23 protein-coding genes and 1 pseudogene are annotated in these 25,593 nt (G+C 69.4%); 10 read left to right on the plus strand and 14 right to left on the minus strand.

Annotation, left to right across the window (positions count from 1 at the left end; genetic code table 11):
- Entirely contained in the window at positions 1–462 is a 462-nt protein-coding gene (locus ACS5Q7_RS21620) for a response regulator (RefSeq protein ID WP_478341328.1), read from the plus strand.
- Entirely contained in the window at positions 459–2,186 is a 1,728-nt protein-coding gene (locus ACS5Q7_RS21625; RefSeq protein WP_478341329.1) for a response regulator, read from the plus strand. Before ACS5Q7_RS21620 ends, ACS5Q7_RS21625 begins: the two co-directional genes overlap by 4 nt.
- Here the strand turns inward: ACS5Q7_RS21625 and ACS5Q7_RS21630 are convergent.
- Positions 2,141–4,840, minus strand: a complete 2,700-nt coding sequence (locus tag ACS5Q7_RS21630; protein WP_478341330.1) for a PAS domain S-box protein — start codon at positions 4,838–4,840, stop codon at positions 2,141–2,143. The genes ACS5Q7_RS21625 and ACS5Q7_RS21630 overlap by 46 nt on opposite strands.
- 171 nt (positions 4,841–5,011) lie before the next feature.
- Complete coding sequence (locus ACS5Q7_RS21635; protein ID WP_478341331.1) at positions 5,012–6,013, minus strand: HWE histidine kinase domain-containing protein; 1,002 nt, start codon at positions 6,011–6,013, stop codon at positions 5,012–5,014.
- 174 nt (positions 6,014–6,187) lie between these two features.
- Here ACS5Q7_RS21635 and ACS5Q7_RS21640 point away from each other — a divergent pair, with 174 nt between their 5' ends.
- Positions 6,188–6,430, plus strand: a complete 243-nt coding sequence (locus tag ACS5Q7_RS21640) for a hypothetical protein (protein WP_478341332.1) — start codon at positions 6,188–6,190, stop codon at positions 6,428–6,430.
- A gap of 34 nt (positions 6,431–6,464) precedes the next feature.
- Here ACS5Q7_RS21640 and ACS5Q7_RS21645 read toward each other — a convergent pair whose 3' ends face one another.
- Complete coding sequence (locus ACS5Q7_RS21645; protein ID WP_478341333.1) at positions 6,465–7,838, minus strand: sensor histidine kinase; 1,374 nt, start codon at positions 7,836–7,838, stop codon at positions 6,465–6,467.
- A 180-nt stretch (positions 7,839–8,018) separates the two neighbouring features.
- On the opposite strand from ACS5Q7_RS21645, the gene ACS5Q7_RS21650 reads away from it, so the two are divergent.
- Complete coding sequence (locus ACS5Q7_RS21650; RefSeq protein WP_478341334.1) at positions 8,019–8,492, plus strand: MarR family winged helix-turn-helix transcriptional regulator; 474 nt, start codon at positions 8,019–8,021, stop codon at positions 8,490–8,492.
- A gap of 66 nt (positions 8,493–8,558) precedes the next feature.
- On the opposite strand, the gene ACS5Q7_RS21655 is transcribed toward ACS5Q7_RS21650, so the two are convergent.
- Positions 8,559–9,938, minus strand: coding sequence for an FAD-containing oxidoreductase (locus ACS5Q7_RS21655; protein WP_478341411.1), 1,380 nt, complete (start codon positions 9,936–9,938; stop codon positions 8,559–8,561).
- A 256-nt stretch (positions 9,939–10,194) separates the two neighbouring features.
- Between ACS5Q7_RS21655 and ACS5Q7_RS21660 the strand changes: the two genes are divergently transcribed.
- A complete protein-coding gene (locus ACS5Q7_RS21660; RefSeq protein WP_478341335.1) occupies positions 10,195–10,431 on the plus strand; it encodes a DUF6894 family protein in 237 nt (78 codons plus the stop codon).
- A gap of 280 nt (positions 10,432–10,711) precedes the next feature.
- Positions 10,712–10,885 (plus strand): CsbD family protein, encoded by a 174-nt coding sequence (locus ACS5Q7_RS21665; RefSeq protein WP_478341336.1) that lies wholly within the window; start codon positions 10,712–10,714, stop codon positions 10,883–10,885.
- 11 nt (positions 10,886–10,896) lie between these two features.
- Here the strand turns inward: ACS5Q7_RS21665 and ACS5Q7_RS21670 are convergent, their stop codons facing one another.
- Both ACS5Q7_RS21670 and ACS5Q7_RS21675 read right to left on the minus strand, forming a co-directional pair.
- Positions 10,897–11,649: an AAA family ATPase gene (locus ACS5Q7_RS21670; protein WP_478341337.1), complete on the minus strand. Its 753-nt coding sequence runs from the start codon at positions 11,647–11,649 to the stop codon at positions 10,897–10,899.
- A gap of 67 nt (positions 11,650–11,716) precedes the next feature.
- Positions 11,717–11,920, minus strand: coding sequence for a ribosome modulation factor (locus tag ACS5Q7_RS21675; RefSeq protein ID WP_478341338.1), 204 nt, complete (start codon positions 11,918–11,920; stop codon positions 11,717–11,719).
- A 237-nt stretch (positions 11,921–12,157) separates the two neighbouring features.
- Between ACS5Q7_RS21675 and ACS5Q7_RS21680 the strand changes: the two genes are divergently transcribed.
- Positions 12,158–13,279: a hypothetical protein gene (locus tag ACS5Q7_RS21680; RefSeq protein WP_478341339.1), complete on the plus strand. Its 1,122-nt coding sequence runs from the start codon at positions 12,158–12,160 to the stop codon at positions 13,277–13,279.
- 28 nt (positions 13,280–13,307) lie between these two features.
- On the opposite strand, the pseudogene ACS5Q7_RS21685 reads toward ACS5Q7_RS21680, so the two are convergent.
- The 5 genes and pseudogenes from ACS5Q7_RS21685 to ACS5Q7_RS21705 form a co-directional block, all read right to left on the minus strand.
- A pseudogene (locus tag ACS5Q7_RS21685) lies at positions 13,308–14,294 on the minus strand (L,D-transpeptidase family protein); the annotation flags it as partial.
- Positions 14,295–14,370: 76 nt separating this feature from the next.
- The gene (locus ACS5Q7_RS21690) at positions 14,371–15,258 is read right to left on the minus strand and encodes a carbohydrate ABC transporter permease (RefSeq protein ID WP_478341412.1); all 888 of its coding nucleotides are present in this window, start codon (positions 15,256–15,258) and stop codon (positions 14,371–14,373) included.
- Positions 15,259–15,305: 47 nt separating this feature from the next.
- Complete coding sequence (locus ACS5Q7_RS21695) at positions 15,306–16,262, minus strand: carbohydrate ABC transporter permease (RefSeq protein ID WP_478341340.1); 957 nt, start codon at positions 16,260–16,262, stop codon at positions 15,306–15,308.
- A gap of 23 nt (positions 16,263–16,285) precedes the next feature.
- Positions 16,286–17,596, minus strand: coding sequence for an ABC transporter substrate-binding protein (locus ACS5Q7_RS21700; protein ID WP_478341341.1), 1,311 nt, complete (start codon positions 17,594–17,596; stop codon positions 16,286–16,288).
- Between the two features lie 25 nt (positions 17,597–17,621).
- On the minus strand, positions 17,622–18,683 hold the full coding sequence (locus ACS5Q7_RS21705) for an ABC transporter ATP-binding protein (protein ID WP_478341342.1): 1,062 nt from the start codon (positions 18,681–18,683) through the stop codon (positions 17,622–17,624).
- A gap of 231 nt (positions 18,684–18,914) precedes the next feature.
- Here ACS5Q7_RS21705 and ACS5Q7_RS21710 point away from each other — a divergent pair, with 231 nt between their 5' ends.
- The 3 genes from ACS5Q7_RS21710 to ACS5Q7_RS21720 all read left to right on the plus strand — a co-directional run bounded on the left by ACS5Q7_RS21710 (position 18,915) and on the right by ACS5Q7_RS21720 (position 21,556).
- Positions 18,915–20,033, plus strand: coding sequence for a fumarylacetoacetate hydrolase family protein (locus tag ACS5Q7_RS21710; protein ID WP_478341343.1), 1,119 nt, complete (start codon positions 18,915–18,917; stop codon positions 20,031–20,033).
- Between the two features lie 347 nt (positions 20,034–20,380).
- Entirely contained in the window at positions 20,381–21,061 is a 681-nt protein-coding gene (locus tag ACS5Q7_RS21715) for an HWE histidine kinase domain-containing protein (protein WP_478341344.1), read from the plus strand.
- 102 nt (positions 21,062–21,163) lie between these two features.
- Positions 21,164–21,556 (plus strand): hypothetical protein, encoded by a 393-nt coding sequence (locus tag ACS5Q7_RS21720; RefSeq protein WP_478341345.1) that lies wholly within the window; start codon positions 21,164–21,166, stop codon positions 21,554–21,556.
- Positions 21,557–21,559: 3 nt separating this feature from the next.
- On the opposite strand, the gene ACS5Q7_RS21725 is transcribed toward ACS5Q7_RS21720, so the two are convergent.
- The 3 genes from ACS5Q7_RS21725 to ACS5Q7_RS21735 form a co-directional block, all read right to left on the minus strand.
- Positions 21,560–22,807: an ABC transporter substrate-binding protein gene (locus ACS5Q7_RS21725; RefSeq protein WP_478341346.1), complete on the minus strand. Its 1,248-nt coding sequence runs from the start codon at positions 22,805–22,807 to the stop codon at positions 21,560–21,562.
- A 227-nt stretch (positions 22,808–23,034) separates the two neighbouring features.
- Entirely contained in the window at positions 23,035–24,816 is a 1,782-nt protein-coding gene (locus tag ACS5Q7_RS21730; protein ID WP_478341347.1) for a class I adenylate-forming enzyme family protein, read from the minus strand.
- Positions 24,813–25,583, minus strand: coding sequence for an SDR family NAD(P)-dependent oxidoreductase (locus ACS5Q7_RS21735; RefSeq protein ID WP_478341348.1), 771 nt, complete (start codon positions 25,581–25,583; stop codon positions 24,813–24,815). The genes ACS5Q7_RS21730 and ACS5Q7_RS21735 overlap by 4 nt, the downstream gene beginning before the upstream one ends.
- Between the last annotated feature and the right edge of the window lie 10 nt (positions 25,584–25,593).

Consider the following 25,593-nt stretch of genomic DNA (forward strand, 5'->3'; position numbering starts at 1 on the left):
ATGGCTGGTCTGAAGCCGATCCTGCTCGTCGAGGACAACCCCAACGACATCGAGCTGACCCTGGCCGCCCTTGAATCGAGCCAACTGGCAAACCAGATCGTCATCTGCCGTGACGGCGCCGAGGCGCTCGACTGGATCCTGCGCCGTGGTCAACACGAGGCGCGGCAAGTGCAGGACCCGGCCGTGGTCCTGCTCGACCTGAAGCTCCCCAAGATCGACGGTCTGGAAGTGCTGGCGAAGGTGAAGGGCGATCCGGCGACCCGCGGCATCCCGGTGGTGATGCTGACCTCCTCCCGCGAGGAGACCGACGTCGTGCGCTCCTACGACCTGGGGGTGAACGCCTTCGTGGTGAAGCCGGTGGCCTTCGACGAGTTCTTTGCCGCCATCAAGGAACTCGGCGTGTTCTGGGCGCTCCTCAACGAGGCGCCGCCGCACAGGGGAGGCTGGCCATCGAACGGGTGATCGGACCCTCCGCCGGTCCGCTGCGCATCCTGCACCTGGAAGACAGCGATCTCGACGCGGAGCTCATCGAGGCGGAACTGGACAATCTCGGCCATCCCGTCGTGATCGAGCGGGTGATGACGCGCGAGGCCTTCGCGGCGGCGGCCGTGTCCGGCCGTCACGACATCATCCTGGCCGATTACGTCCTGCCGACCTTCGACGGCGTCAGCGCGCTCGGCATCGCGCGCGAGCAATGCCCCGAGATTCCCTTCATCTTCTGCTCGGGCACCCTCGGGGAGGATGTGGCGGTCGAAGCGCTGAAGAACGGCGCCACCGACTTCGTCGGCAAGCAGCGGCTCGACCGGTTGACCCGGACGATCGTCCGGGCGCTGACCGAGGCCCGCGTCAGGCGAGACCGGGCGGCCGCCGAGGCGGCCTTGCAGGCGTTGAACGAAACGCTGGAGGCGCGCATCGCCGAACGGACCCGCGAACTCGCCGAGGCCAATGCCGACCTGAAGCGCGAGATCGGCGAACGCGAGCGCGCCGAGGACGCCCTGCGGCTCAACCAACGGCTGGAGGCCGTCGGGCAGCTGACCTCCGGCGTCGCGCACGACTTCAACAACCTGCTCACCGTCATCTCCGGCAACATCGAGTTCCTGGAGCGCGCGGTCTCCGACGACCGCGCGAAGCGCCGGCTCTCGATGATGAAGGGGGCGGCCGACCGTGGCGCCCGGCTGACGGCGCAACTCCTCGCCTTCTCGCGTCGCCAGCGGCTGGAGCCGACCCCGGTCGGCCTGAACGACACGGTCGCCTCGATGCGCGACCTTCTTCAGAGTTCCATCGGCGGCGCGGTCCAGATCGAGACCACGCTCCAGGCCGACCTCTGGCCGGCCCTGGTCGACGCGACGCAGATCGAGCTAGTCATCCTGAACCTCGCCATCAACGCCCGCGACGCGATGGCGGTCGGCGGCCGCCTCACCATCGAGACCGCCAACATCATCGTCACGGGCGCCCCGAGCCGGCCGGAGCAGCCCCAGCCGGGCGAGTACGTCATGGTGGCCGTGAGCGACACCGGAACCGGCATGCGGCCGGAGGTGCTCGCCCGGGTCTTCGAGCCGTTCTTCACGACCAAGGAGGTCGGCAAGGGATCGGGCCTCGGGCTGGCGCAGGTGTTCGGGTTCGTGAAGCAGTCGGGCGGCGGCATCCGCATCGACACGGTGCTCGGCGAGGGCACCTCGATCAAGGTCTACCTGCCCCGGGTGGACGGTGCGGGATCGGCCTCGACCGAGAAGGCCAAGCCCATCGACTGTACCCTGACCCACCCGCCGGGGGGCCGCCCGACGCTCCTCGTCGTGGACGACGACGCGGAGGTCCGGGAGGTCACGGTGACGAGGCTCACGGAGGCGGGGCACGAGGTGCGCGAGGCGGCCTCGGGTCTCCAGGCCCTGGTCGCCCTGGAGGCCGACCCCTGCGTCGACCTCGTGGTCCTCGACTTCGCCATGCCGGGCATGAACGGGGCGGAGGTCGCCATCGAGATCCGCAAGCGCTGGCCGGGGATGCCGGTGCTGTTCGTCACCGGGTTCGCGGACACCACCGCCCTGACGCTGGCCGGCGCAAGCGGCTCCGACGCGGTGGTTCTGAAGCCGTTCCGGGAGGGCGAGCTCGAACGCAAGGTCGCGACGGCGCTGGCCGCCCGAACTCAGCCGGGGCTGAGGCTGGTATCCGACCGCACGCGGGAAGGCTGAGCGGCGGCGACGTCACCTCCCGCTTCCTGCATCGCGGCGAGGGGCGCCTCGATGCGGCAGGTCAGGCCGGTCGGGGCATAGGTCAGCCTGACCTCGCCCCCGACCTCGGAGGTGAAGCTGCGCTCGATCAGGCGTGAGCCGAAGCCGCGCCGCGTCGGCTGCGCCAGGATCGGCGGGCCGCCCTGCTCGGACCATGTCAGGGAGAACCGGGGAACCTCGCCTTCGTGCACCACGTGCCAGCGCAGGTCGACGCTGCCGGCCTCCACGGACAGGGCGCCGTACTTGGCCGCGTTCGTGGCCAGTTCGTGCAGGGACAGCGCCAGCGCGAGGGCCGCCTTGGCGCAGAGGGGCACGTCGGGGCCGCTCGCGCGGATGCGGGACACCGCCCCGCCGCGATGGACGGACAGGGATCCCTCGACGACCTCGGCGATCGGCGCCTCCGTCCAGCTCGCCTGGGTGAGGATGTCGTGCGCCCGCCCGAGCGAGATCAGGCGCGCGATGAACGCCTCGCGCGCCGCGTTGGTGTCGGTGACGTTGCGGAAGGTCTGGGCGGCGATCGCCTGGACCATCGCCAGCGTGTTCTTCACGCGATGCTGCAACTCGCCCGTGAGCAGGCGCTGGTGCTCCTCGGCCCGCTTGCGCTCGCTGATGTCGAACATGGCGCCGATCATCCGGACGGCCTTGCCCGCCGCGTCCCGGATGATGTTGCCGCGGTCGAGGATGTCGGCGTAGGTGCCGTCCGCGCGGCGGAACCGGTATTCGTCCGTCCAGGCCGTCCCGCTGCCGTCGATGACCGCGTGGATCGAACGGTCGACGCGCTCCCGGTCATCGGGATGGATCTGCGCGATCCACCAATCGCCCGTCGGCTCGACCGCCTCGGGCGCATGCCCGTGGGCGGTCTGGAGCGCCCCGTTCCAGAGGACGTGGTTCGTGGTGAGGTCCCAATCCCAGATCGCGTCGTTGGTGGCGCGCGCCGCCAGCCTGTAGCGTTCCTCCGCATCGCGCAGGGCCTGCTCGGCGCGCCGGCTTTCGGTGACGTCGCGCGTCGTGCCGATGAAGCGGACGGTGCGGCCCTCCTCGACGAAGGCCTGCCCCTTGGCCGCCACCCAGCGCTCGACGCCGTCCGACAGCCCCACGACGCGGAAGGCGATATCGTAGGTTCCGGGTCCGGCCGGATCGATGGCGGCCCGGACAGCCGCGTCCACCCCGTCGTGGTCGTCCGGGTGGAGGCCCGCCAGGAACGTGTCGTAGGTCACGGTCGCATCGGGCGGCAGTCCGAACAGCGCGCAGGTGCGCGCGTCCCACACCAGCCTGTCCGTCACGAGGTCGTAGTCGAAGATGCCGGTCCCGGTCGATTCGACCGCCAGCCGCAATTGCTCCCGCGCCTGGCGCAGGTCGTCTTCGGCTTGGCGGCGGTCGTGGATGTCGAGGGAGGTGCCGATCCAGCTCGCGTTGACCCCGGTTCCGTCCGGCACCGGCTGCGCCCGCGACAGGAACCAGCGGTACTGGCCGTCGAACCGCCTGAGCAGGAACTCGACTTCGTAGGGGCGCCCGGATCCGGCGGCCGCGAGCCACGCCGCGCGGGTGGCCTCGCGGTGGTCGGGATGGATCACCCCCATCCAGCTCGCCTCGCCGGTCTCCCCCGCCGGCAGGCCGGTGTAGTCGTACCAATAGGCGTTGCAGTACGTGACGTTGCCCGCCGCATCACCGAACCAGACCACCTGCGGGCTGACTTCGACCAGCGACCGGTAGCGCAACTCGCTGGCCTGCAGGGCGGCGCTCGCCTCGCGCTGGCCGGTGCGGTCGCGCAGGATCTTGAGGAAGCCGATGGTCTGGCCAGCCTCGGTCCGAAGCGGCATCATCTCGCCGGATGCCCAGAACCGCGTCCCGTCCTTGCGCAGGTGCCACCGCTCGTCGTCGCCGGCGCCGAACTCGCAGGCGAGGCGCATCTCGGTTTCGGGCCGGTCGGCGGCGCGATCCTCGGGCGTGAACAGGGTGTCGACGGGGCGGCCCAACATCTCCGTCTCGGTCCAGCCCAGGATGCGCTCGGCGCCGACGTTCCAGCGGGTGACCCGCCCGTCGGGATCGGTGGCGATGATGGCGTAGTCGATGGCGCTGTCGAGGATGCGCTCGTGCAGCAGCCGCTGTTCGGCCTGCTCCCGGAGCGAACGGCGCAACTCCATCTGCGCCATGGTCTGGCGCGCCAGGCGCATCAGGCCCTTGCGCTGCCGCTCGGTGAGCGCGTGCGGCTTGGTATCGAGCACGCAGACCGTGCCGATGGGGTGGCCTTCCGGCGTCTTGAGCAGGGCGCCGGCATAGAAGCGCAGGCCGGGCTCGCCCTGGACCAGGGGGTTGCCCTTGAAGCGCGCGTCGCTGGTCGCGTCGGGCACGTACAGGAAGTCCTCCTGGAGGAGCGCGTGCCGGCAGAACGAGCTTTCCAGGGGGGTTTCACGGATTCCGAGGCCGACCTCTGCCTTGAAGAACTGCCGCCGGTCGCCGACGAGGTTGACCACGGCGATGGGCGTTTCGCACAGCTCGGCGGCGGCCTCCGCGATCTCGTCGAAATCCTGCTCCCGCGGGGTATCGACCAAGCGATAGCGGTCCAGCGCCCGGAGGCGTGCGTTGTCGTCCACGCTTCTGGGGCTACGGTCCATCACAGGGGCAAGCTACAGGATTCGCCGAGACGCCGCGCGTCGGGGGGGACCCCTCGGAGCGCGTCTCCACCCAGCCATCCACCCGGTCAGGAATGGGGCATCCCGACGGAGTATTGGAGCGGTTCCGAAGTCACAAGGGAGTTCCGACGCCGGCCGGCGGCCTCGTCGCGCCTACCGCCTGCCCAACGGCAGCCGGACGTCTATCCGCAGGCCGTCATCGTCGAACTCGGTCTCGACCTCGGCCGCGACCTGGGCGGTCAGGATCCTGTTCAGGAGGCGGTTCCCGAAACCCTCCCGCGTGGGATGCGTCGGCGGCGGCCCGTCCTGCTCGTTCCAGGTCCAGGCGAGCCATCGACCGGCCTCGCCGTCCTCGACCGACCACGTCACCGTGACCCGCCCGGCCGGATGGGCCAGCGCGCCGTGGCGCAGGGCGTTGGTGGTCAGTTCGTGCAAGGCCATGCCGACCGGCACCGCGAGTTCCGAGGGGAGCATGAGGCGCGGCCCTTCGAGCTTGATTCGGCCGTTCTCGAAGTAGGGGTCGAGTTCCGCCCGCATCAGATCCTCGAACGAGACGACCTGTCCCTCGTCCTCGGTGATCAGCGCGTGCGTCCGGGCCAACGAGAGGATGCGGCCGCCGAAGGCCTGCGAGAACTCGTCCATCGAGGCCGACGACCGCATCGTGGCGTTCAGGACGGCCTGCACGGTGGCGAGGGTGTTCTTCACGCGGTGGTGGAGTTCCCGCACCATCAGCGCCTGCCGATCCTCGAAGGCCCGGCGCCCGGTGATATCGCGCTGGGCCGAGACCCAGTGGGTGATCTGTCCGTCGGCGTTCCGAACCGGGGTGATCAGCCACTCGACCCGGTAGGTCGAGCCGTCCTTGTGGTAGTTGAAGGCTTCCCCCTGGAAGGCCTCGCCGGCGATGAGGGAGCCGCGCGCGGCGTCCAGGGAGGCTCGTTCGGTCTCCGGTCCCTGGAGGAAGCGCGGGTTGCGCCCGATGGCTTCGTCCCTGCTGTAGCCCGTGAGCCGGGTGAAGGCCGGATTGGCGTAGACGATGACGGGGCCGGGTTCGTCGATGATGGCCGTGGTGATGAGGATGGCCTCGCCGGCCGCCTCGACCGCGGCCTGGAGCAGCCTCAGGTCGATCTCGCCCGAACCGTCATGTGGTGCCGACACCCCGATATGCCCCCAAGCCTTGTCGTCACCGAAGCTCCGCGTCCAGGACCATGTGTCCGTCGGTTCGCCAACGCAGAGGTCAACTCGTCGGGGGTATGCAGGTTGCCGTCCCGGCCGCGGGCATTCAATGTGTCGCGGCGCTTGTGAATCGAAAAGCAGTATCGCGACCGGGCCATGACGATTGCAGATGATCTCGACGACGTCGGTGCGCACCTCGTCGAGGTCTTCGCACCCGAGAAACGGGATGCCGCCGCACGGCTGTTCGTGGCGCTCGTCCCCCGAACGGCCGCGATTGGAGCGGTGCGCCAGTGCATTCCCTCCGACCATCACGCGGTGCTGTCGCACCGCGTCCTGAACAGCGACCAGGTCTCCGCACTCGCGCTCCAGCCCGGCCAGGTGCGCGAGATACGGGTCTGACGCGGCCATTCCGGCGGATCCTGGCCGAAGGCGGTCAGTCCCCGGCGAGGATGGATGCCGGCAGCCTGACCGTGTAGGTCGTGCCGGCCTTGCCCGAGGCGGTGGCGAGCGTGCCGCCGACCTGGCGGACGAAGGCCTCGACGAAGCGCGAGCCCTTGCCCGAGGCGGGATTGCTGCCGGTGGTCGCCGCGAGGCCGATTCCGTCGTCGGCGACGGTCAGGACCACGGCGTCGTCGCGCCGGGCGAAGCCGAGCACGATGCGGCCGCGGCCGTCCGGGAAGGCGTGCTTCACCGCGTTCGTGGCCAGTTCGTTGACGATCAGCCCGATCGTCACCGCATGGTCGGACACGATCGACAACGGCTCCGCCGCGACCCCGACCACGACGCCGGCCTCCGCGCCGAGCAGGCTGGCGCGCAAGCTGTCGGCGATGCCCTCCAGGTACGGGCCCACCGGCACCGGCCCGAGCGAGGCCGAGCGCGAGATCACGTCGTAGAGCCCCGCCACCGCGCCGATCCTGGCCTGCATCGCCTGATAGCCCGCGATGCACGGATCCGCCGCCCGGCGGATTTCGTAGGACACGAACGAGGTGATGATCTGCAGGCTGTTCTTGATGCGGTGGGCGAGTTCGGCGGCGAGCAGATCGCGATGCCGCTCGAGCAGGCGCGCCTCGGTCACGTCCTCGAACGCCAGCAGCAGCCGGGTGACGTGATTACCCGGGCGATAAACCTTGCGCGCGTTCAGCTTGAAGATGCGCCGACCGAGACCCGGAAACTCGTCCTCGACCTCGAATCCGTCGAGGGCCGTGTCGTCGGGAACGACCCGGGCCAGCAGGTCCTGCAGCCGCCCGACCTTCCACTTGCCGTGCGCGAGGTCGTAGAGCGAGCGCCCGACGAGGTCGCCCCCCTCGTCGCCGAACAGGCGCACGAAGGCCCGGCTCGCCGCCGCGACGGTCATGTCGCCCTCCAGCACGACCATCGGGTCGCGCACGGTGTCGACGATGCTGCGGGCGAGCCGCCCCTGACGCTCGGCGTCGTCGCGGGCCTCGTGCTCGGCGGTGATGTCGTCGATGGCGAGCAGCAGGAACGGGACGTGGTTGCCGGGGCGAAAGACCTTGCGGGCGTTCAGGCGCATGCACTTCACCCCGATGCCGGGGAAGTCGTGCCCGACCTCGTAGCCCTCGACCGTTCCGTCCCGCGGCACGATCTCGACGAGCAGGCGGCGCAGGTCGGGGATGTCCCACTGGCCGTTCCCGAGCGCGAACAGGGGCCGCCCGATGGTCGCGTCCGGCTCGACCGCGAAGGTCCGGTAGAAGGCGCGGTTGGCCGAGTGGACGCGCAGGTCCATGTCGAGCACGAGCAGGCTCGACGCGACGGTGTCGATGATGTCCTGCGCGCTGACGCTGTCCATGAACCCGCTCCGCCGGCTCCCAGGCGCCCGAGGCCGGGCATCCGGGCGCGGGGTCCCCGCACCTCAGGTTGCCGCTCTTCCAAGAGCCTACGACTTCTCCGCGACTATCACGGCTGACGGCCCTTGTCATTCACGCATGAACCTTTCAGACATGATCCGTCATGAGGCTTTAGTCTACGAATGGTGTTTCCGAAGCGAACCGGCCTGAGGCTCGACGATCAGATCTGCTTCGCCCTCTACGCGGCCACCCACGCGGTCACGCGGGCCTACAAGCCGTTGCTCGGTGAGCTGGGCCTGACCTATCCGCAATACCTCGTCATGCTCGCCCTCTGGCAGGACGGGGCGATGGCCGGGTCCGACCTGGCCGCACGGTTGCAACTCGGGCCGAGCGCCGTGACCCCCCTCGTCGACCGGCTTGAGGCGGCGGGCCTCGTCTCCCGCACCCGGGCCAGGGACCGGCGCGTGGTCGTGGTCTCGCTGACCGAGGCGGGCCGAAGGCTGGAGCACAGGGCCGCGAAGGCACAGGAAGCGGTCGTCTGCCGTACGGGCCTCGCCGAGGAGGCCCTCGCCGACCTGCGAAGGGACTTACAGGGGCTGGCCGAGCGGGTGGAGAGCACGGCGCCCGGCCCCACCGGACGGGCGCTCGCGCACTGAGGGCGCCCGGAATGGCCGGCGCGCGCGCGACGAATCCCCGGTCGGGACGCTCGGTACGCCGCTCCGCTACGCCAGCGGCTTGAGGTCGCCCAGCACGGTCGGGATCAGCTCGGACACGGTGGGATGGATCGGAACGGCCCATTGCAGGGCCGTCGCGGTGGCGCCCACGTTCATCATGTCGAGGATGCCGTGGATGGCCTCGTCACCGCCGGTGCCGAGGATCGCCGCACCCAGGATGGCGCGGGTCTCGGCATCCACCAGCACCTTCATGAACCCCTTGGTCTCGCCCTTCTCGACCGCCCGGCCCACGCGGGTCATCGGGCGGGTCCCCACGAGCGCCGGGCGGCCGCTGTCACGCACCTCCGCCTCGCTCATCCCCACGCGTCCCAGCGGCGGATCGATGTAGAGGGCATAGCCGGGAATCCGGTCGCCGACCCGACGGCTCGCCCCATCGAGGAGGTTGGCGGCCACGATTTCGAAGTCGTTATAGGCGGTGTGGGTGAAGGCGCCTCGTCCGTTGCAATCGCCGAGCGCGTAGACGCCCGGCACGGTGGTCTGCAGGCTGTCGTCAACGGTGATGAACCCGCGCGCATCCGTGGCGATACCGGCGGCCTCCAGGCCGAGATCGTCGGTGTTGGGGCGTCGGCCCACGGCCAGCAGCACGTGGGAACCGACGACCTCCGGCCGGCCCTCGGTGCAGTCCACGCCGACCGCGATGCCATCGGCGTGAGGGGCAAACCGGATGCACGCGGCGTTCAGCCTGAGGGCGATGCCCTCGTCGCGCAGGATCCCGGCGACGGCCTCGGAGACGTCGGTGTCCTCGCGGCCGATCAGGCGCGGCCCCTTTTCGACGACCGTCACCCGGCTGCCCAAGCGGCGGTAGGCTTGGGCGAATTCCAGCCCGATATAGCTGCCGCCCACCACCACGAGGTGCTCGGGGATCGTATCGAGTTGCAGCAACGAGGTGTTGGTCAGGAACGGGACCGCGTCGATGCCGGGCATCTCCGGCACGTGAGCGCGCCCGCCCACGTTGATGAAGAGGCGCTCCGCCTCAAGGATCTCGTCCCCCACCGCTACAGAGTGCGCCGACACGAAGCGGGCATGCCCCGTGACGACGGTACAGCCGGGCATCCCGCGCAGCCACGCCTCGACGTTAGCCCGCGCCTGCGCGGAAACGCCCTGCTGCCGCGCGGCGACCGCCTTGGCGTCGATGCCGACACCTCCCTGAAGCACGACACCGTATTCGGCGGCCCGGCGGGCGAGGTGGGCGGCGTAGGCGCTGGCGACGAGGGTCTTCGTCGGCATGCAGCCCGTGTTCACGCAGGTGCCGCCGAACAGCTTCCGCTCGATCACCGCCACGCGCTGGCCGGCGCCCGTCAGGCGCCCGGCCAAGGCCGGACCCGCCTGACCCGCGCCGATCACGATCGCATCGTATCGCTGGACCATCATCGTGCTCCTGGCAGGCTGCTGCGAAAATCCGGTGAGGGAGATGATCGTTCTCAGGATGCTGGGCGAGCACGCCTCCGCTCGCAAGGACGGAGAGGATGCCGCCAACGGTGGAGAATCGTCTTCTCCTCCGCAAGGCTTTTTCGGCAGCCCTTTAGGGCAGTGACCTTTCGGCTCCTCGCTGGTTGAACCTTCGTAGCGACCGAGCCGCATGCCGACCTATGCAAGATGTGGGCGTCGCAGGTGCGAGGCGTAGATGCCACTGTTCTTCTTCGATACGGACGATGGCCGGAGCTTCATGCGGGATGAAGACGGATGCGAAGCATCCGACCCGCAGGTGGCGCGCCACCTCGCGCTGGAAGCCATCGTGGGAATCGCCAACGACCAGCCTCCGCTTCACAACCATTGCGTCTACACGGTCGACGTGCGCGACGAGGCGGGCAGGCGTGTCTTCCGTGCCAAGGTCGAGGTGGCTGGCGAGTGGACCTCCTGACAGCGGAGCGCGGCAGCGCGGCTGGCGGCGCGGCCCGCCCCTGTTCAGTGCAGATGCCCCCCATGCCGAGCGGCCCCGCTCCGTGCCGGCTTGCGGCCCAGGTCGAACGGAAGCCCGCGCGTCAGCGCCTGAGGCGAGCCGATCCCCGCTCTTCCACGTCCCGCCAGCGACCGCCTGAAACGTGATGACCAAGTTACTGGTATAGATCTCTCATTGATCTTCGGAGTTAGGGCCGCATCTGACAGTCGGTTCGGATGTTCTCGAAGACGACGGAGTGTTTATGCCCGAAAACAGGAAATCCGCTTCCGCCGAGCAGCTCAAGGGCTCGGTCAAGGAAGCCCTCGGCAAGCTCACCGGCGATTCCGGGATCGAGGCCGAGGGGCGGCGGCAGAAGCGGGCGGCGGGCGCGGCCAAGAGCGAGGGCACGAAATCCAACGGCTCGCGCCAGGGTTGATGGCGGGTGCCTCACTCCTCGATCATGGCTTTGATCACGCCATGCGGATCGAGGGTGAATTCGCGCATGATGCGGAAATGCTCGGTATCCTGGAGCGCGACCGGCTCCAGCCCGTACCGGTTCATCCGCAGCAATTGCGCCCCCGGATGACCCATGATGATCGGCGAATGCGTGACGATCAGGACCTGGCTTTGCCGACCCTCCTCCATGCGGTTGAGGAGCTTCAGGAACTCGAACTGACGCTTGGGCGAGAGCGCCGATTCCGGTTCGTCGAACAGGAAGAGACCCGGCCGCGTGCAGCGTTCCTCGAAGAAGCGGATGAAGCCTTCTCCGTGCGAGTGGGAGAGGAAGTCGGCCGACGTGCTCCCGGCCTCGTCGAGGTAGCGGGCCACGGCGAAGAAGCTCTCTGCCCTGAAGAACCAGCCGCGTCCGATCCGGGGTAGCCAGCTGGCCCTCAGTGCGCGGGCCAATCCCCCGCCGCCGGCTTCCCGCGCCTGGGAATTGTCGACCGCCCGATAGCCCGGACCGCCGCCGCTCTCATCGAAGCCCGCGAGAACGGCGATCCCCTCCAAGAGCGTCGATTTCCCGACGCCGTTTTCCCCGGCGATGATGGTGATCGGCCGGTCGAACGCCAGTTCGAACGCGCCGCCCCTGAACAGCGGAAGGCAGTAGGGGTAGGCCGTGCGATCGACATCCGCCCCCTCGTCGAGCCAGACCTTCCTCAGGTAGGGCGGCGGCAGCGACGTTTGACGGGACCTCGCCACGGGACCTCCTCATCGCGTGTCGGCGCCGGATGACCGTAGCGAGTCCCTCGTTCAAAAACGACGACGGTCAACTGATGCGGCCATCCTCATCCCTGGCAGCCGCGCCCAGGGTTTCCTCCGCCTCGCGGTCGACCCGCTCGTAGCCGCGCCGCCAGATCCGATGCTCCGCCGAGCCGTCCGGGTAGGGATTGGCCGTGATGGGGTCACCCCGTTCCAGGGCGTGCCGCCCTTCCGCGCTGACATCGGTGGGTGAGCGGGACGAAGCGGGCATGGCGGCCTCCATCAACCTCAGGTCAACCCATGCGCCGGCCACCGGTTCCCCGTCGGTGCGCGTCGGCGTCGCCCTTAGGTGCAGTGGCGCACCCTGAGATCGGCCAACCCTTTACGTGGGCAAATTTCCCACTCATAACGATGTCGGCAAGCGCGAGGGCTTGCCGAGGCGTGATCGCGTCCAGAGAGAGTGGGATTTAATCCCACAAGATATCCCGTGATCGTGGGAGATGAACTGATGCGTCGGGCGATCGTCCATATCGGCATGCCGCGAACGGGCGCGACCTCCCTCGGAGAAGTGCTGGGATGGACCCGTCCCGACCTCGGCGGCGTGGGGGTCTGCTGCCCGCACCTCGCCCCGGCCGGTTCGTCGGCTTGCGCGGATCGGCACCCGCACGGGCTTGATCGAACTCCCGGCGGCCGCCAACCGGAGGCGATGCAGCGGGCGGCCCTGAAGCGCCTCGCGCGGATCCTGGCCGAGACGGATGCCGAGACCGTCATCGTCTCCGCGGAGGATGTCGCCGTGCAGCGGCCGGATGTGGGGGTTCCCGCCCTCCTGGCCGACCTCTTCCGGCGGTTCGGCTTCGCCATGGAGATCGTCATCGTCGTGATGCCGCAGGCCGAGCGGCTGGCCTCGGCCTACGTCCGGCGCGCGCAGGTTCTCGCCGAGGGACGGACGTTCCGGGGGTTCGTCCGGCGGGAGGGCTTCTCGGATCGCTACGATCACGCCGCGCTGCTCGACCCCTGGCGCCGCGCCGCCGGGGAGAGGATTCGCGCCGTGCCTGTCCGCGACCGGCGCTCGCCCGCGCCGCTGCCGACACGCCTCGTCGCGGAACTGGGGCTGGCCGGACGGCTCGATCCCCTGCGCGCCCCGGCCGACCCGCTCCACCGCATGACATGCGGTACCGGTCCGTTCGCCGTCGAGGCATCGCGGCGGCTGCATGCGCTCGGTCTGCACCGGCGCGTCGCCAGCCACCGGCGGCGGCTCGGCCATCTCCTCGACGATCTCGCCCGGGCGCGGGGCCTCGACACCGAGACGTTCCAGGGCGAGGCGCGCGAAGCCCTCGCCGCCATCGAGGCCTATCACGGCGAGGCGAACGAGAGGCTCGCCGCCCTCTGCTGGGGCCGGAGCTGGGATGCGGTGGTGGCGCGCGAACCCGGCGGCGCCCCGAACGAGCTGGCGAGCCGGCCCCTGCCGGCCGAGACCGAGACGGCGGTCGAGGCGCTGGTCGCGGATGTGGTGGCCCATGCGGGCTACCACCCGCCGCCCACCTGGCTGCGGCGGGTCGATGCCATCGTCGAGGACGGGATCGAGCGTCTGGCCGACCTGATCGGCCGGCCGTCCCTCCGGGTGCGCTGAACCCGCTTTATCGCCGGGCCGCGACGGGGCCGGCGGGCGTGGCGGCGATCTCCTGCGGGCCGCCGACCAGGGCATCCGGGCGGCTGACCGTGCCGAGATCGCGCTGTCCGTATTCCTTGGCGCTGTAGGGGAGGGCGGATTCCTCGGCCGGGGGCGCGAAGTTCCCGTTGAAGACCGGGTTCTGCCCGCCATCCTTGTAGACGAGGCGCTTGGCCGCGATGCCGGCGGCGAGTTCCGCCACGCGGTGCTCGTCGGCCGCCTGCTTGGCGGCGACGGCCGGATCGACCACGGGTGCGCAGGGGTCGGTCGCGATTTCGGGGCCGCCGAACGTGTAGCGCAGGTTGCAGACGCCGACCTGCGGCTCCTGGCCGGTCACCTCGAAGATGTCCGAGCCCTCCTTCAGGTTCTTCCAAAACGGCATGTTCGGATCGTTGCGGAACGCGGCGAGGTTCTGCGCGGTCATGCGGAACGGGAAGGCCTCGAACTGGAAGCTCCGCTGGCCGCCCGCGAAGGCTTCCCGCGCCAGCGCGTAGATCTCGGAGATGGTCTGGTCGGTCATGGCGAAGCAGCCCATGGACGAGCAGGTGCCGTGGACCATCAGGTAGCTGCCGGTGCGCCCGTTGGCGCGGTCGAACTCGTTTGGAAAGCCGGTGTCGAAGGACAGGTAGTAGGACGAGTTCGGGTTCATCTGCCCCGGCGTGATCGTGTAGAAGCCCTCGACCGTCTGGCGATCCCCCTCCTTCACCTTTGGGCCGAGCTGGCCGGACCAGCGGCAGACCGGATAGGTCTTCAGAAGCACGTAGCGCCCGCCGGGGCCGCGCTTCCACACCTCCATCTCCGATTCCTTCTTGTAGGCGCGGATCAGGATCGGGTCGGACGGGCTCAGGCCGGCCTTGGCCATCAGGGACAGCGTCCGGGGCGGGATCGGATCGAGATGCCTCGTCGAGGCCTCGTGGCAACCGGCGAGCCCGGTCAGGCCGATCAGGAGAGCGGCCAAGGCGCGAATGCGGATCATGGTCTCGGGATGTGTCCCAAGAGATTGGCCAGACCGGGGCAAACGGCGACGGCCGCCGCCCCGGTGTGGCGTCACGTCATTCCTTCACGGCGCCGGTCAGCGCGGACACGTAGTATTCCACGAAGAACGAGTAGAGGATCACCAGGGGCAGCGAGCCGAGCAGCGCGCCGGCCATCAGCGAGCCCCACTTGTAGACGTCGCCATCCACGAACTCGCTGACCACGGCGATGGGCACGGTCTTGTTCTGCGTCGAGGACAGGAAGGTCAGCGCGTAGATGAACTCGTTCCAGCACAGCGTCAGGGAGAAGATGCCCGCCGAGATCAGCCCCGGGAAGGCGAGCGGCAGGATGATCTTGGTGAGGATCTGCCAGCGGCTGGCGCCGTCCATCAGCGCGCATTCCTCCAGTTCGTAGGGGATGGTCTTGAAGTAACCCATCAGCAGCCACGTGGAGAAGGGAATCAGGATCGTCGGATAGGCGAGGATCAGCGCGATGGGCGAATCGAACAGGCCGTAGGCCTGCACGATCGTGGCGAGCGGGATGAACAGGATCGAGGGCGGGACGAGGTAGGCGAGGAAGATCGCCGCGCCGACCCAACTCGCGCCCCGGTAGCGGATGCGGACGCAGGCATAGGCCGCGAGCACGCTGGCAAAGAGCGACAGCACGGTGGCCGCCACCGACACGTACATCGTGTTCCAGAGCCAGCGGGGATATTGCGTCTCGAACAGCAGCTTGTGGATGTGCTTGAAGGTCGGATCCACGACCCAGAACGGGTTGAACCGCTCCATGTCGATCAACTGCTCGTCCGGTTTGATGGCGGTGAGCGCCATCCAGTAGAACGGGAACAGCAGCACCGCGAGGATCACGAGGAGCGGCAGGTAGGTGGTCACGAGCCGCCGGGGCAGGCGGTCGAGATAGGCCATGCCCTCCGAGTTGTCGGTGATCCCCGCCGGCCTCGCCTCCATCACGGGGTTGAGGTGCGGGTCGACATGGGCGGGGGGTGCGGGCGCGCTCATCGGTCGTTCCCCCCGGATTGCCAGGCCCTGCGCTGGAGGCCGAACCACGAAATGCCGATGGCGGCCAGCAGGAACGGCACCATGGCGGTGGCGATGGCCGCGCCCTCGCCGAGCGTGCCCGACAGGATGCCGCGCTGGTACGAGAGGGTCGCCATCAGGTGCGTGGCGTTCACGGGGCCGCCGCGGGTCATCGCCCAGATCAACTGGAAATCGGTGAAGGTGAACAGCACCGAGAAGGTCATCACCACGGCGATGATCGGCGTGAGCAGCGGCAGGGTGATGCGCGAGAAGATCTGCCAGTTCGAGGCGCCGTCGAGGGTCGCGGCCTCGTAGAGGGACGGCGAGACGGTCTGCAGGCCGGCGAGGAGTGTGATCGCGATGAACGGCACGCCGCGCCAGATATTGGCGAAGATCACGCAGGCGCGGGCCATCGCCGGATCGCCGAGGAAATCGATGTTGCCGTTGATGATCCCGAGATGGCGCAGCGACCACGAGATGATCGAGAACTGGCTGTCGAAGATCCACCAGAAGGCGATGGCCGAGAGCACGGTCGGCACCACGAAGGGGATCAGCACGATCGAGCGGATGATCGACTTGAACGGCATGTTCTTGTTGAGCAACAGGGCGAGGTAGAGCCCGATGCCGAACTTCGCGACCGACGCGACCGCCGTGTAGAGGCAGGTGTTGAACACCGATAGCCAGAACACGTCGTCGTCCCACAGCCACTCGTAGTTCTCGAGGCCGATGAACACGCCCTCGCGGCCGATCCGCGTGTTGGTGAAGGACAGCCAGATGCCCTTCAGCAGCGGATAGGCCAGGAACAGGCCGAGGATCAGCGCGGTCGGCAGCATGAACCAGAAGCCCGCCCAGCCCCGGCTCGCCCGCAGGCGAGCCCAGGCCGAACGGGTCGGAACCGCGACCGGGGCGGGCCGTGTCAGGGCGGTGTGCGCCATGGTCTCGCCTCCGGCCCCCGGGCTCAGGTGTTGCGGAAGATGCGCTGGGCCGCGCGCTCGGCGTTCTTGATGGCGGTCTTCACGTCCTCGCGGCCGGTGCAGTGGCTCGCGAACATGTCGACCACCACGAAATCCGCCAGCACCGCCGCGATCCGCTCGCTCACCGGCGCGAGCCCGCCCGCCGCCAGGGAGCGCCGCCCCGCCTCGGCGAAGACCGCGTTCTTCGGGTCGCTCGTCCAGATCGGGTTCTTGGGATAGTTCGACAGCGGCTCGCAGAGGTAGCCTTGCGCCGATTCGAGCCACTTGTTGTAGTTGGCCGCTTCCATCATGAAGGCGATGAAGGCCTTGCAGGCGTTCGGCGCCTTCGAATACTTGAAGGCCAGGATCGGGAAGGCGAGCTGGAACTCGGTCGGCTTGCCGACGGGGCCGATCGGCCAGACCGCGTGGTCCATGTCCTCGGCGAGCTTCGGGTTGTCCTTCTTGGCGGCGGCGTAGATCGAGATGCCGTTGTTGGTGAGGTAGAGGTCGCCCGCCAGGAACGCCTTGTTGTTCGAGGAATCGTTCCACGACACCGTGCCCGGCACGAAGGTCTCGTACAGGTTCTTGACGTATTCGAGCGCCTTGGCCGTCTCCGGCGAGTTGATGACGATCTTCTCGTTGGCGTCCACGAGGTTGGCGCCGTGCGACCACAGCGCCCAATGGCACCACGTGTTGCCGTCGCCCGTGGCGTGGCCCAGCGCGAAGCCGGCGGGGGTGTTGTTCTTCTTCAGGCCCCGGCACAAGTCGAGGAAGCCCCCCGTGTCGGTGGGGAACTTGTCGAAGCCGGCCTTCTTCATCGCCGAGATGCGATAGTTCGGGTAGCCGCCGTTGAACGCCACGGGAATGGCGATCCACTTGCCCTTCACCTTGCCGTAGGCTTCCGCCGAGGGGAAGAACGGGCCGTATTTCTTGGCGAGCGAGGCCGCGACATCCTCGAGCGGCAGGCACTTGTCCGGGAACAGGGCGGGGAAGGAGAACAGGCCCCACACCAGATCCGGCCCCTGGCCGGTATTGGCGGCCACCGACGCCTTGGGCTGAATGTCGTCGAACGATTCGTTGGTGACGTTCACCTTCACGCCCGTCGCCTGGGTGAAGGCCTCGACCATCTTCATGAAGGCCTCGTCCTCGGCGGGGACGAAGCGCTTCCAGCGCAGGAGCGAGAGGCTCGCCCCCGGCTCGGGCTTCCATTCGGCGGTCTGCGCCCAGGCCTTGGCGAAGCCGAACAGGTCGCTGCCGGCGGCGAGGCCGGTCGCGGCGGCGCCGGCGAGGAGGGAACGGCGGTCGAGAACACTCATCGTGGGGCTTCTCCCTCGGGGCTGTTCAGCTCGGCAGGCGACGGCCGGTCCCGGCGTCGAAGAAGTGGACGCGGTTCGGGCGCAGGGACACGGTCTCGCCCGGCCGCTCGCTCACGCGCTCGCGCAGCACGCAGGTCAGGTCCTGGCCCCCGGCCCGCACGGCCAGCATGGTCTCGGAGCCGGTCGGCTCCACCACCACCACCTCGGCGGCGAGGCCATCGGGGGCGAGGTCGAAATGCTCCGGCCGGATGCCGAGGATCAGCGGCCGCCCGTCGGTGCCGGACGGCGCGGATGTCAGCGGGATGGTCAGGCCGCCCTCGGCGACGAAGGTGAGATGGCCGTTCGCCCGGACCTTGCCGGGGATGAAGTTCATGGCCGGCGAGCCGATGAAGCCCGCGACGAACAGGTTGTCGGGCCGGTCGTAGAGTTCCAGCGGCGGGCCGATCTGCTCCACGACGCCGTCATGCATCACCACGATCCGGTCGGCCATGGTCATGGCCTCGATCTGGTCGTGGGTGACGTAGATCGTCGTGGTCTTCAGCCGCTGGTGAAGCTCCTTGATCTCGGTGCGCATGGCGACGCGCAGCTTCGCGTCGAGGTTCGAGAGCGGTTCGTCGAACAGGAAGACCTGCGGGTCGCGCACGATGGCCCGGCCCATGGCGACGCGCTGGCGCTGGCCGCCGGAAAGCTGGCGCGGGTAGCGGTCGAGGAGGGCGCCGAGCCCGAGGATCTGCGCGGCCTTGGCGACGCGCTGGTCGATCTCGGAGGCCGCCGCCTTCCGGATCCGCATCGAGAAGGCCATGTTCTCGCGCACCGTGAGGTGCGGATAGAGCGCGTAGTTCTGGAACACCATGGCGATGTCCCGCTCCTTGGGGGGGACATCGTTGACGACCCGCTCGCCGATGCGAATCTCGCCGCCGGAAATGTTTTCCAGCCCGGCGATCATGCGGAGCAGAGTCGACTTTCCGCAGCCGGACGGGCCGACCAGGATGACGAATTCGCCGTCCCGAATGTCGACGGACACGCCGTGCAAGACATTGGTCGAACCGAAAGCCTTGCGAACCTCGCGGATTCCCACCGAGGCCATGCTTCCTCCCGATCACGGCCGCTCTGACGGCGGCACTATGGTGGCAGTACACTGGAGGCGATGGGGGAAAGCAAGCGCTTGTCTGCGTTATTATGCAGAATACCGTGGGTCTGTCAGGCGGCGCCTTCGGTCACGCGCGCGGCTTGACAGGTCCGGCCGGGGGATCCCTCCCTTGGCGCCATCACAGAGGCGGAAGCCGGTCGGCGCCGCCGAACAGGGAAAGCGACGCGCATGACGTTCCAGGCGACAGAGGCCTTGCCGGCGGATTGGCGGGAGGGGCTTTTCCTCGGCCGCGCGCGACTGGCCGAGGGGCCGTCCCCGATCCTGATCGAGGGCGGACGCGCCTACGACATGGCCGCCATCGCGCCCACCGTCTCGGCGCTGGTCGAGGCCCGGCACTTCACCAGCGACGGCGGGCGACCCATCGACGGACCGGACGGCCTCACGCTGCTCAGCCCCATCGACCTGCAATGCGTGAAGGCCTCCGGCGTGACCTTCGCCGTCTCCGCGCTGGAGCGCGTCATCGAGGAGCGCGCGGATGGCGACCCGGCCGCCGCCGCCGCCGTCCGCGCCAGCCTCGAATCGCGGATCGGCGGAAGCCTGCGCGCGGTCGTGCCCGGCACCGAGGAGGCCGCCGCCCTCAAGCGCGCGCTGATGGAGGACGGGCTGTGGTCGCAATATCTCGAAGTCGCGATCGGGCCGGACGCGGAGATCTTCACCAAGGGGCCGGTGCTCTCGACCCTGGGATGGGGCGCCGAGATCGGGATCCGCTCGGATTCCACCTGGAACAACCCCGAGCCGGAGATCGTGCTGCTGGTGGCCTCCGACGGCACCTCGGTCGGCGCGAGCCTCGGCAACGACGTCAACCTGCGCGACTTCGAGGGCCGCTCGGCCCTGCTCCTCGGCAAGGCCAAGGACAACAACGCCTCCTGCTCGCTGGGTCCGCTGGTGCGGCTGTTCGATGACCGCTTCACCATGGACGACGTGCGCGCCGCCGAGCTCGAACTCGTGGTGGAGGGCGAGGACGGCTATCGCCTCGCGGGCGCCAGTTCGATGAACCAGATCAGCCGCGATCCGCTCGATCTGGTCCGGCAATCGATGAGCGAGCACCAATACCCGGACGGGTTCGTGCTGTTCCTCGGGACGCTGTTCGCGCCGATCCAGGACCGGGACGAGCCGGGCCGGGGCTTCACGCACAAGGTGGGCGACCGCGTGACCATCGCGAGCCCGAAGCTCGGGCGGCTGGTGAACCGGGTCACGACCTCGAAGGCGGCCCCGGCCTGGACCGAAGGCATCGGCGCGCTGATGCGCAACCTCGCCGAACGCGGGCTGCTGGCTCGGGCGATCTAGGGCGGCGACCGATCATAGTGAGGCTGCCCCAACCCTCTCCCCTCATCCTGAGGTGCCCGCTTGAGCGGGCCTCGAAGGAGGGCTCCAGCCTGCCGCGCGATCCCTGGAGCCCTCCTTCGAGGCGGCTTCGCCGCACCTCAGGATGAGGCCTTCGAGGCGGCTTCGCCCCATCTCAGGATGAGAGGACGATCCGGAGAAGGCTGGCTGAACCAACTCGTCCGGGTGCGGTGATGGCGACGCCGTTTCCCCTGGATCGCTTCGCCGGACCGGCCGGTTGACGAGGCGCGACACCGCGGCATCGTGGGGTTGGGAGGCGGCGTATCAGCGAGGCCCGGATGGACCCCGACATGTCGATCGTTGCCCTGGCCGAGCGCAACGCCGAACTCGAGGCCGACAATGCGCGGCTGCGCCTCCTCCTCGACCGGAGGGATACGCCCGCCGAACTGCGCCACCGCCTGCGCACGACGTTGGGCCTGCTGCGCGCGGTGATCCAGCGCTCGGCCGAGGCGCGGGAGGAGGCCGCCGACTACGCGGCGCATCTGCGTGATCGGCTCGATGCCATCGTGCGGATGCAGGTCGCCATCGACCATACCGGCGACGTGGACCTGCACGCCGCCATCGCCGAGGAATTGCTGACCTACACGATGCAGGAGGGCGACCGCCTGCACCTGACCGGGCCCGCGATCCGCCTGCGGGCGCGGGCGGCCCAGGTGCTGGGGCTGGCGATCCACGAACTCGCGGTCAACGCGGTCGAGCACGGCGCGGCGACGCAGGCGGGCCGGATCGCCGTGTCCTGGCACGTGGAGCCGGGCGACCCCGATCCGCTCTTCACCCTCGCCTGGAAGGAGAGGGGGCCGGGGGGCCTCGCCATGCCGGCGAGGCGCGGCTTCGGCGCGGAGGTGCTGAGCCAGATGGTCGGCCACGACCTCGCCGGACGGACGACCCTCGCCTTCGCGCCGGACGGGCTGCACTGGACCCTCCGCTGCCCGTTCCCGCCCCGCATGGGCTATCTCGCCGGGGGCGACTGAGCCCTTGTCCGGCCTCGCCTTCACCCGCGAGCCGTGACGGGCGGTTGCCAAGAGCGGGCCGCGCTGCCACTTGCGGGGTAAGCCGGCTGCGCGGGAACGGGAATGGTCACGATGCTTGCCGACCTCGTCGCCCGCGCCGCCACCACGGCCCGCCGCCACGCCCAGCGCTTCCCCGGCGTCATCGCCAAGGACAGGCTCCCCTGGGTCGTGATCGAGGCCTACGATGCCGACGTGCGCGGCTATCTCGAGCGCGACCCCCGCATCGAGGACGAGCGCGACCGGGTGCTCATCGCCGCCGTCAAGCTCGCGGAGACGCCGCCCGACGAGGAAGACGAGATCGACACCGCCCGCGCCGGCCTCGTGGATGCCATCGACTATCTCGAACAGGCGGTGCTGCGCCTCGGCCTCGCCAACCGGCAGGCGGTGAAGCTCGGCCTCGGCGAGGCGGGCCGCCGGGTCGGGGATCTCTCCCCGAGGCCCGGCGCCCCGCGTTAGCGGTCAGCGCGCAGCGGCCTTCACGGCGGCGGGCAGGATCACCTGGCCGCTGGCGATCTTCGAGGGCCAGATGGCGACCTGCTTGCCGCCCTGCCACTGCGCCAGGAGCCCGGTGACGTAGCCCTCGCCGTACTTGATCGAGTGAGTGAAGGCATCGTCCTTGCCCTGGAACTGGATGCGGCCGGCGACGCCGGTCCAGTCGGTCTTCTCCAGGGCGTCCACGAGCTTGTCGGCCTCGCTCGATCCGGCCCGCTTGATCGCGTCGGCGATGTAATAGACCTGATCGTAGGCCATGTAGCCCGCGTAGGACGGGGCGCCGTTGAAGCGCTTCTTGAACGCCTCGCCGAAGGGCACGGTCTTGTCGGTCATGGCCGCGCCGGGCACCGCGAGGCTCTGGAAGATCACCCCGTCCGTGCCGCCGTTGGTGTCGTTCCAGAAGGTCGAGGCGGTGGCCTGCGAGTTCATGCCGGTCATGGCGAGCGGCACCTGCTGGTTCTTCCACTGCACCGTCGGCTGCACCCCGACATGCGAGATGCCGGTGACGATGAGATCGGGCTTGGCCGCCTCGATCTTGTTGTAGATCGGCGTGAAGTCGCCGGTATCGGGCGAGAAGCGGATGTGCTCCACCACCTTCAGCCCGATCTTCGGCAGGCATTCCTCGTAGCCGACGTCGAGGGGCCGGGTCCACGCGGCGTCCTCGCTCATGATCGCCGCCGTCTTCGCCTTGAGCAGGTCGGTGAGCACCGCCTTGCTGCCGTCGCAGATCGATTGCGCCAGCGCGGCCGAGGTCAGGTAGCCGTGGAACGTGTACTTGTTGCGGGCATAGTCCTTGTGGACCGCGAGGCTGATCTCGTTCGAGGCGGCGCCGGGCGTGATCATCGGCGTCTTCAGCCGCGCCGCCCAGGGCATCAGCGCCAGCACGACTTCCGAGATATAGCTCGCGATGACGACTTGGACCTTGTCCTCGCTCACCGCCCGCTGGAAGGCGCGCACCGCGTCGGCGGCGGAGGACTTGTCGTCGTAGGTCACGACCTGGATCATCCGGCCATCGACGCCGCCCTTGGCGTTGATCTCATCGGCGGCGAGCTGCGCCGCCTGCGGGATAGAGGCGCCGACCACCGCCTGCGCCTCCGCGATGACGCCGATCTTGATCGGGTCCGCCGCCTGTGCCGGGCCCGGGACAGCGAGGGCGGCGATCACGGCGAGGGCGGTACTGTTTAGGAAAAATCGGCGGCCGGCGGCGTTGGACATGTCGCTTCCTCCTGACGCCGCGCCGATTCTCTTGAACTTCGGCTGCGGTCGTCTTGGCGAATTCTGTATCCATTGCCCGCACGGCGCAATGCATCAGGAATGGAAACGGGCCGGATCGTCATTGTTCAAGGCCCTCGGCATGACCCGCCACACACGTCATTGCGAGCGTAAGCGAAGCAATCCAGGGCAGCAGGCCGTTTCCGAGCGTGGCGCATCCCTGGATTGCTTCACTGCGTTCGCAATGACGGCGGTGTTTGTGATGACGATGGCGGTGACGGCGCGGCATCCTCGAACACCTGCCGCAGCGCCGACCTGAGGATCTTGCCGGCCGGGTTGCGCGGCAGCATCCCGTCCCAGATCCGCACCCGGACGGGCACCTTGTAGGCGGCGAGCCGCCCGGCGGCGAAGGCGCGGATCGCCTCCGGCGTGGCGTCGGAGCCCGCCGCGAGGGTCACGACGGCGCCGGGCTCCTCGCCGAGGGTCGGGTGCGGCACCGGCAGGACGACGGCGTCGATTACGTCGGGATGGGCGAACAGGACATCCTCCACCTCGATGCAGTGGATGTTCTCGCCGCCCCGGATCAGCATGTCCTTCATCCGGTCGACGATGGTGACGAAGCCCTCCGCGTCGGCGAAGGCGAGGTCGCCGGTATGGAGCCAGCCCTCGCGAAAAGTCTCGGCGGTGGCCTCGGGGTCGTCCCAGTAGCCGCGCACGATGCCGGGCCCCCGCACGCAGAGTTCCCCGACCTCCCCCGGCGGCAGGTCGCGGCCGAGGAGATCGCGGATGCGGATCTCGCAGACCGGCAGGGGCGGGCCGCAGGATCCGGGATGGGCGATGTAATCCTCGCCCTGGTGGTGGGTGAAGGTGGCCGAGGTCTCGGTCATGCCCCAGCCCGTCGCCGGAACGACCTGCGGGAAGGCGTCCCCGAGACTGCGCACGAGGTCGGCGGCGGCGGGGGCGCCGCCGTAGGACACGCTCTCCAGGCTCGGCAGCGGGCGCCCGGCGGCGCGGGCGGCCTCTGCCAATTGCCACGCGATGGTCGGCACGCCGCCCGCCGTGGTGCAGCCCTCCGCCTCCACGAGGTCGAGGGCGTCCTGTGGGTCCCAGCGGTGCATCATCACCAGCCGGTGCCCGCCGAACAGGGCGCTGCCGAGGGAGGCGTGACAGGCGGTGACGTGGAACAGCGGGATCGCCAGCAGGGCGGCCCGCTGGGGGGCGTTCGGATCGGGCTTGGGCGGCTCCAGGCCCTTGCGCAGGGCCGTGCGCGCCGCCGAATAGGGATAGGCCATCACCGTCGAGGCGGCGGCCCGGTGGGTGCCGATGGCGCCCTTCGGCTTACCCGTCGTGCCGGAGGTGTAGAACAGGGTGGCGTCGTCCTCGGGGTCGAGGACGAGGCCCGGCAGGGGGCGCTCGGGCAGGGACGCCCACGCCCCCGTGGGGCCGATGATCTCGGCGAGCGCTGGGGAGGCGCCCGGCTCGGCGCGCGTGGCGATGACCGCCGCGAGCGCCGGGCATTCGGTGAGGTGGGGCGCGAGGCGGGCGAGACGGTCGCCGTCGGCGATCAGCACCCGCGCGCCGGAATGCGCCAGCGCGTAGGCGAGTTCCGGCCCGGTCCACCATGCGTTGAGCGGCGTCGCGACGGCGCCCGCGAGGAGCGCCCCGTAGGCGCAGACCGGCCATTCCGGCAGGTTGCGCATGGCGATGGCGACCCGGTCGCCCTTCGTGACGCCGAGGCCGTTCAGGTGATGGGCCAGGGCGATCGCCGCCTTGGCGAAGCCCGTGAAGCTCGTCCGCTCGTCGCGGTAGACAAGGAAGGTCCGGTCCCCGTGGCCCTGCGCACGGAGGAACAGGTCGCGCAGCGTCCCCGGCGCGTTCACCCAGATCCGGGTCGGCACGCCCCGGATGGTCCGGGTCTCGACGGCGTAGGGCGAGCCCGGCGCGGTCAGCCGCGCCTCGGCCTCCGCGAAGGGGATCGCCGGCCAGCCGGGGGGGAGGGCCGGGCCGCTCATCGCGCGATGGTCACGCCGCCATCGGCGACGAGGGCCTGTCCGGTCACGAACCGTCCCGCCGGGGAGGCGAGGAACACGGCGGCGCCGGCGATGTCGTCCGGCTCGCCGATCCGGCGCAGCGGCGCGGCGCCCTCGGTCTGGGCCAGCATGGCGGGGTCCTCCCAGAGGGCGCGGGCGAAATCGGTGCGGACGAGCCCCGGGCAGAGGCAGTTCACCCGCACATTGTGGGGGCCGTATTCGACCGCGTAGTTCCGCGCGAGTTGCAGGTCGGCGGCCTTCGAGACGTTGTAGGCGCCGATCACCGGCGAGCCCTTCAGGGCGCCGATGGACGAGACGATCACGATGGCCCCGTCCCGCCGGGCGACCATCCCCGGCGCGCAGAGCTGGATCAGCCAGTGGTTCGACAGCACGTTGTTGTCGAGGATCTTGCGGAACTGCTCGTCGGAGATGCCGGCCAGCGGCCCGTAATACGGGTTGCTCGCCGCGTTGCAGACCAGGATATCCACTGGGCCGAGGCTCCGCTCTGTCTCGGCGACGAGGGCCTGCAACTCCTCTTTCACGGAAATGCTCGCCGGGATCGCCACCGCCCGGCCGGGGCCGTGGGCTTCCTCGATCTCGCGGACCACCGCCTCGCAGGCCTCGCGCCTGCGGGAGGAGATCACCACCTTGGCACCCTGCTCGGCCATGCGCAGGGCGATGGCCCGGCCGATGCCCTTCGACGAGCCGGTGATGAGGGCGACCTTGCCGGTCAGGTCGAACAGCGACATCGATCCTCCC

This window comes from Methylobacterium sp. Gmos3, assembly GCF_056430985.1.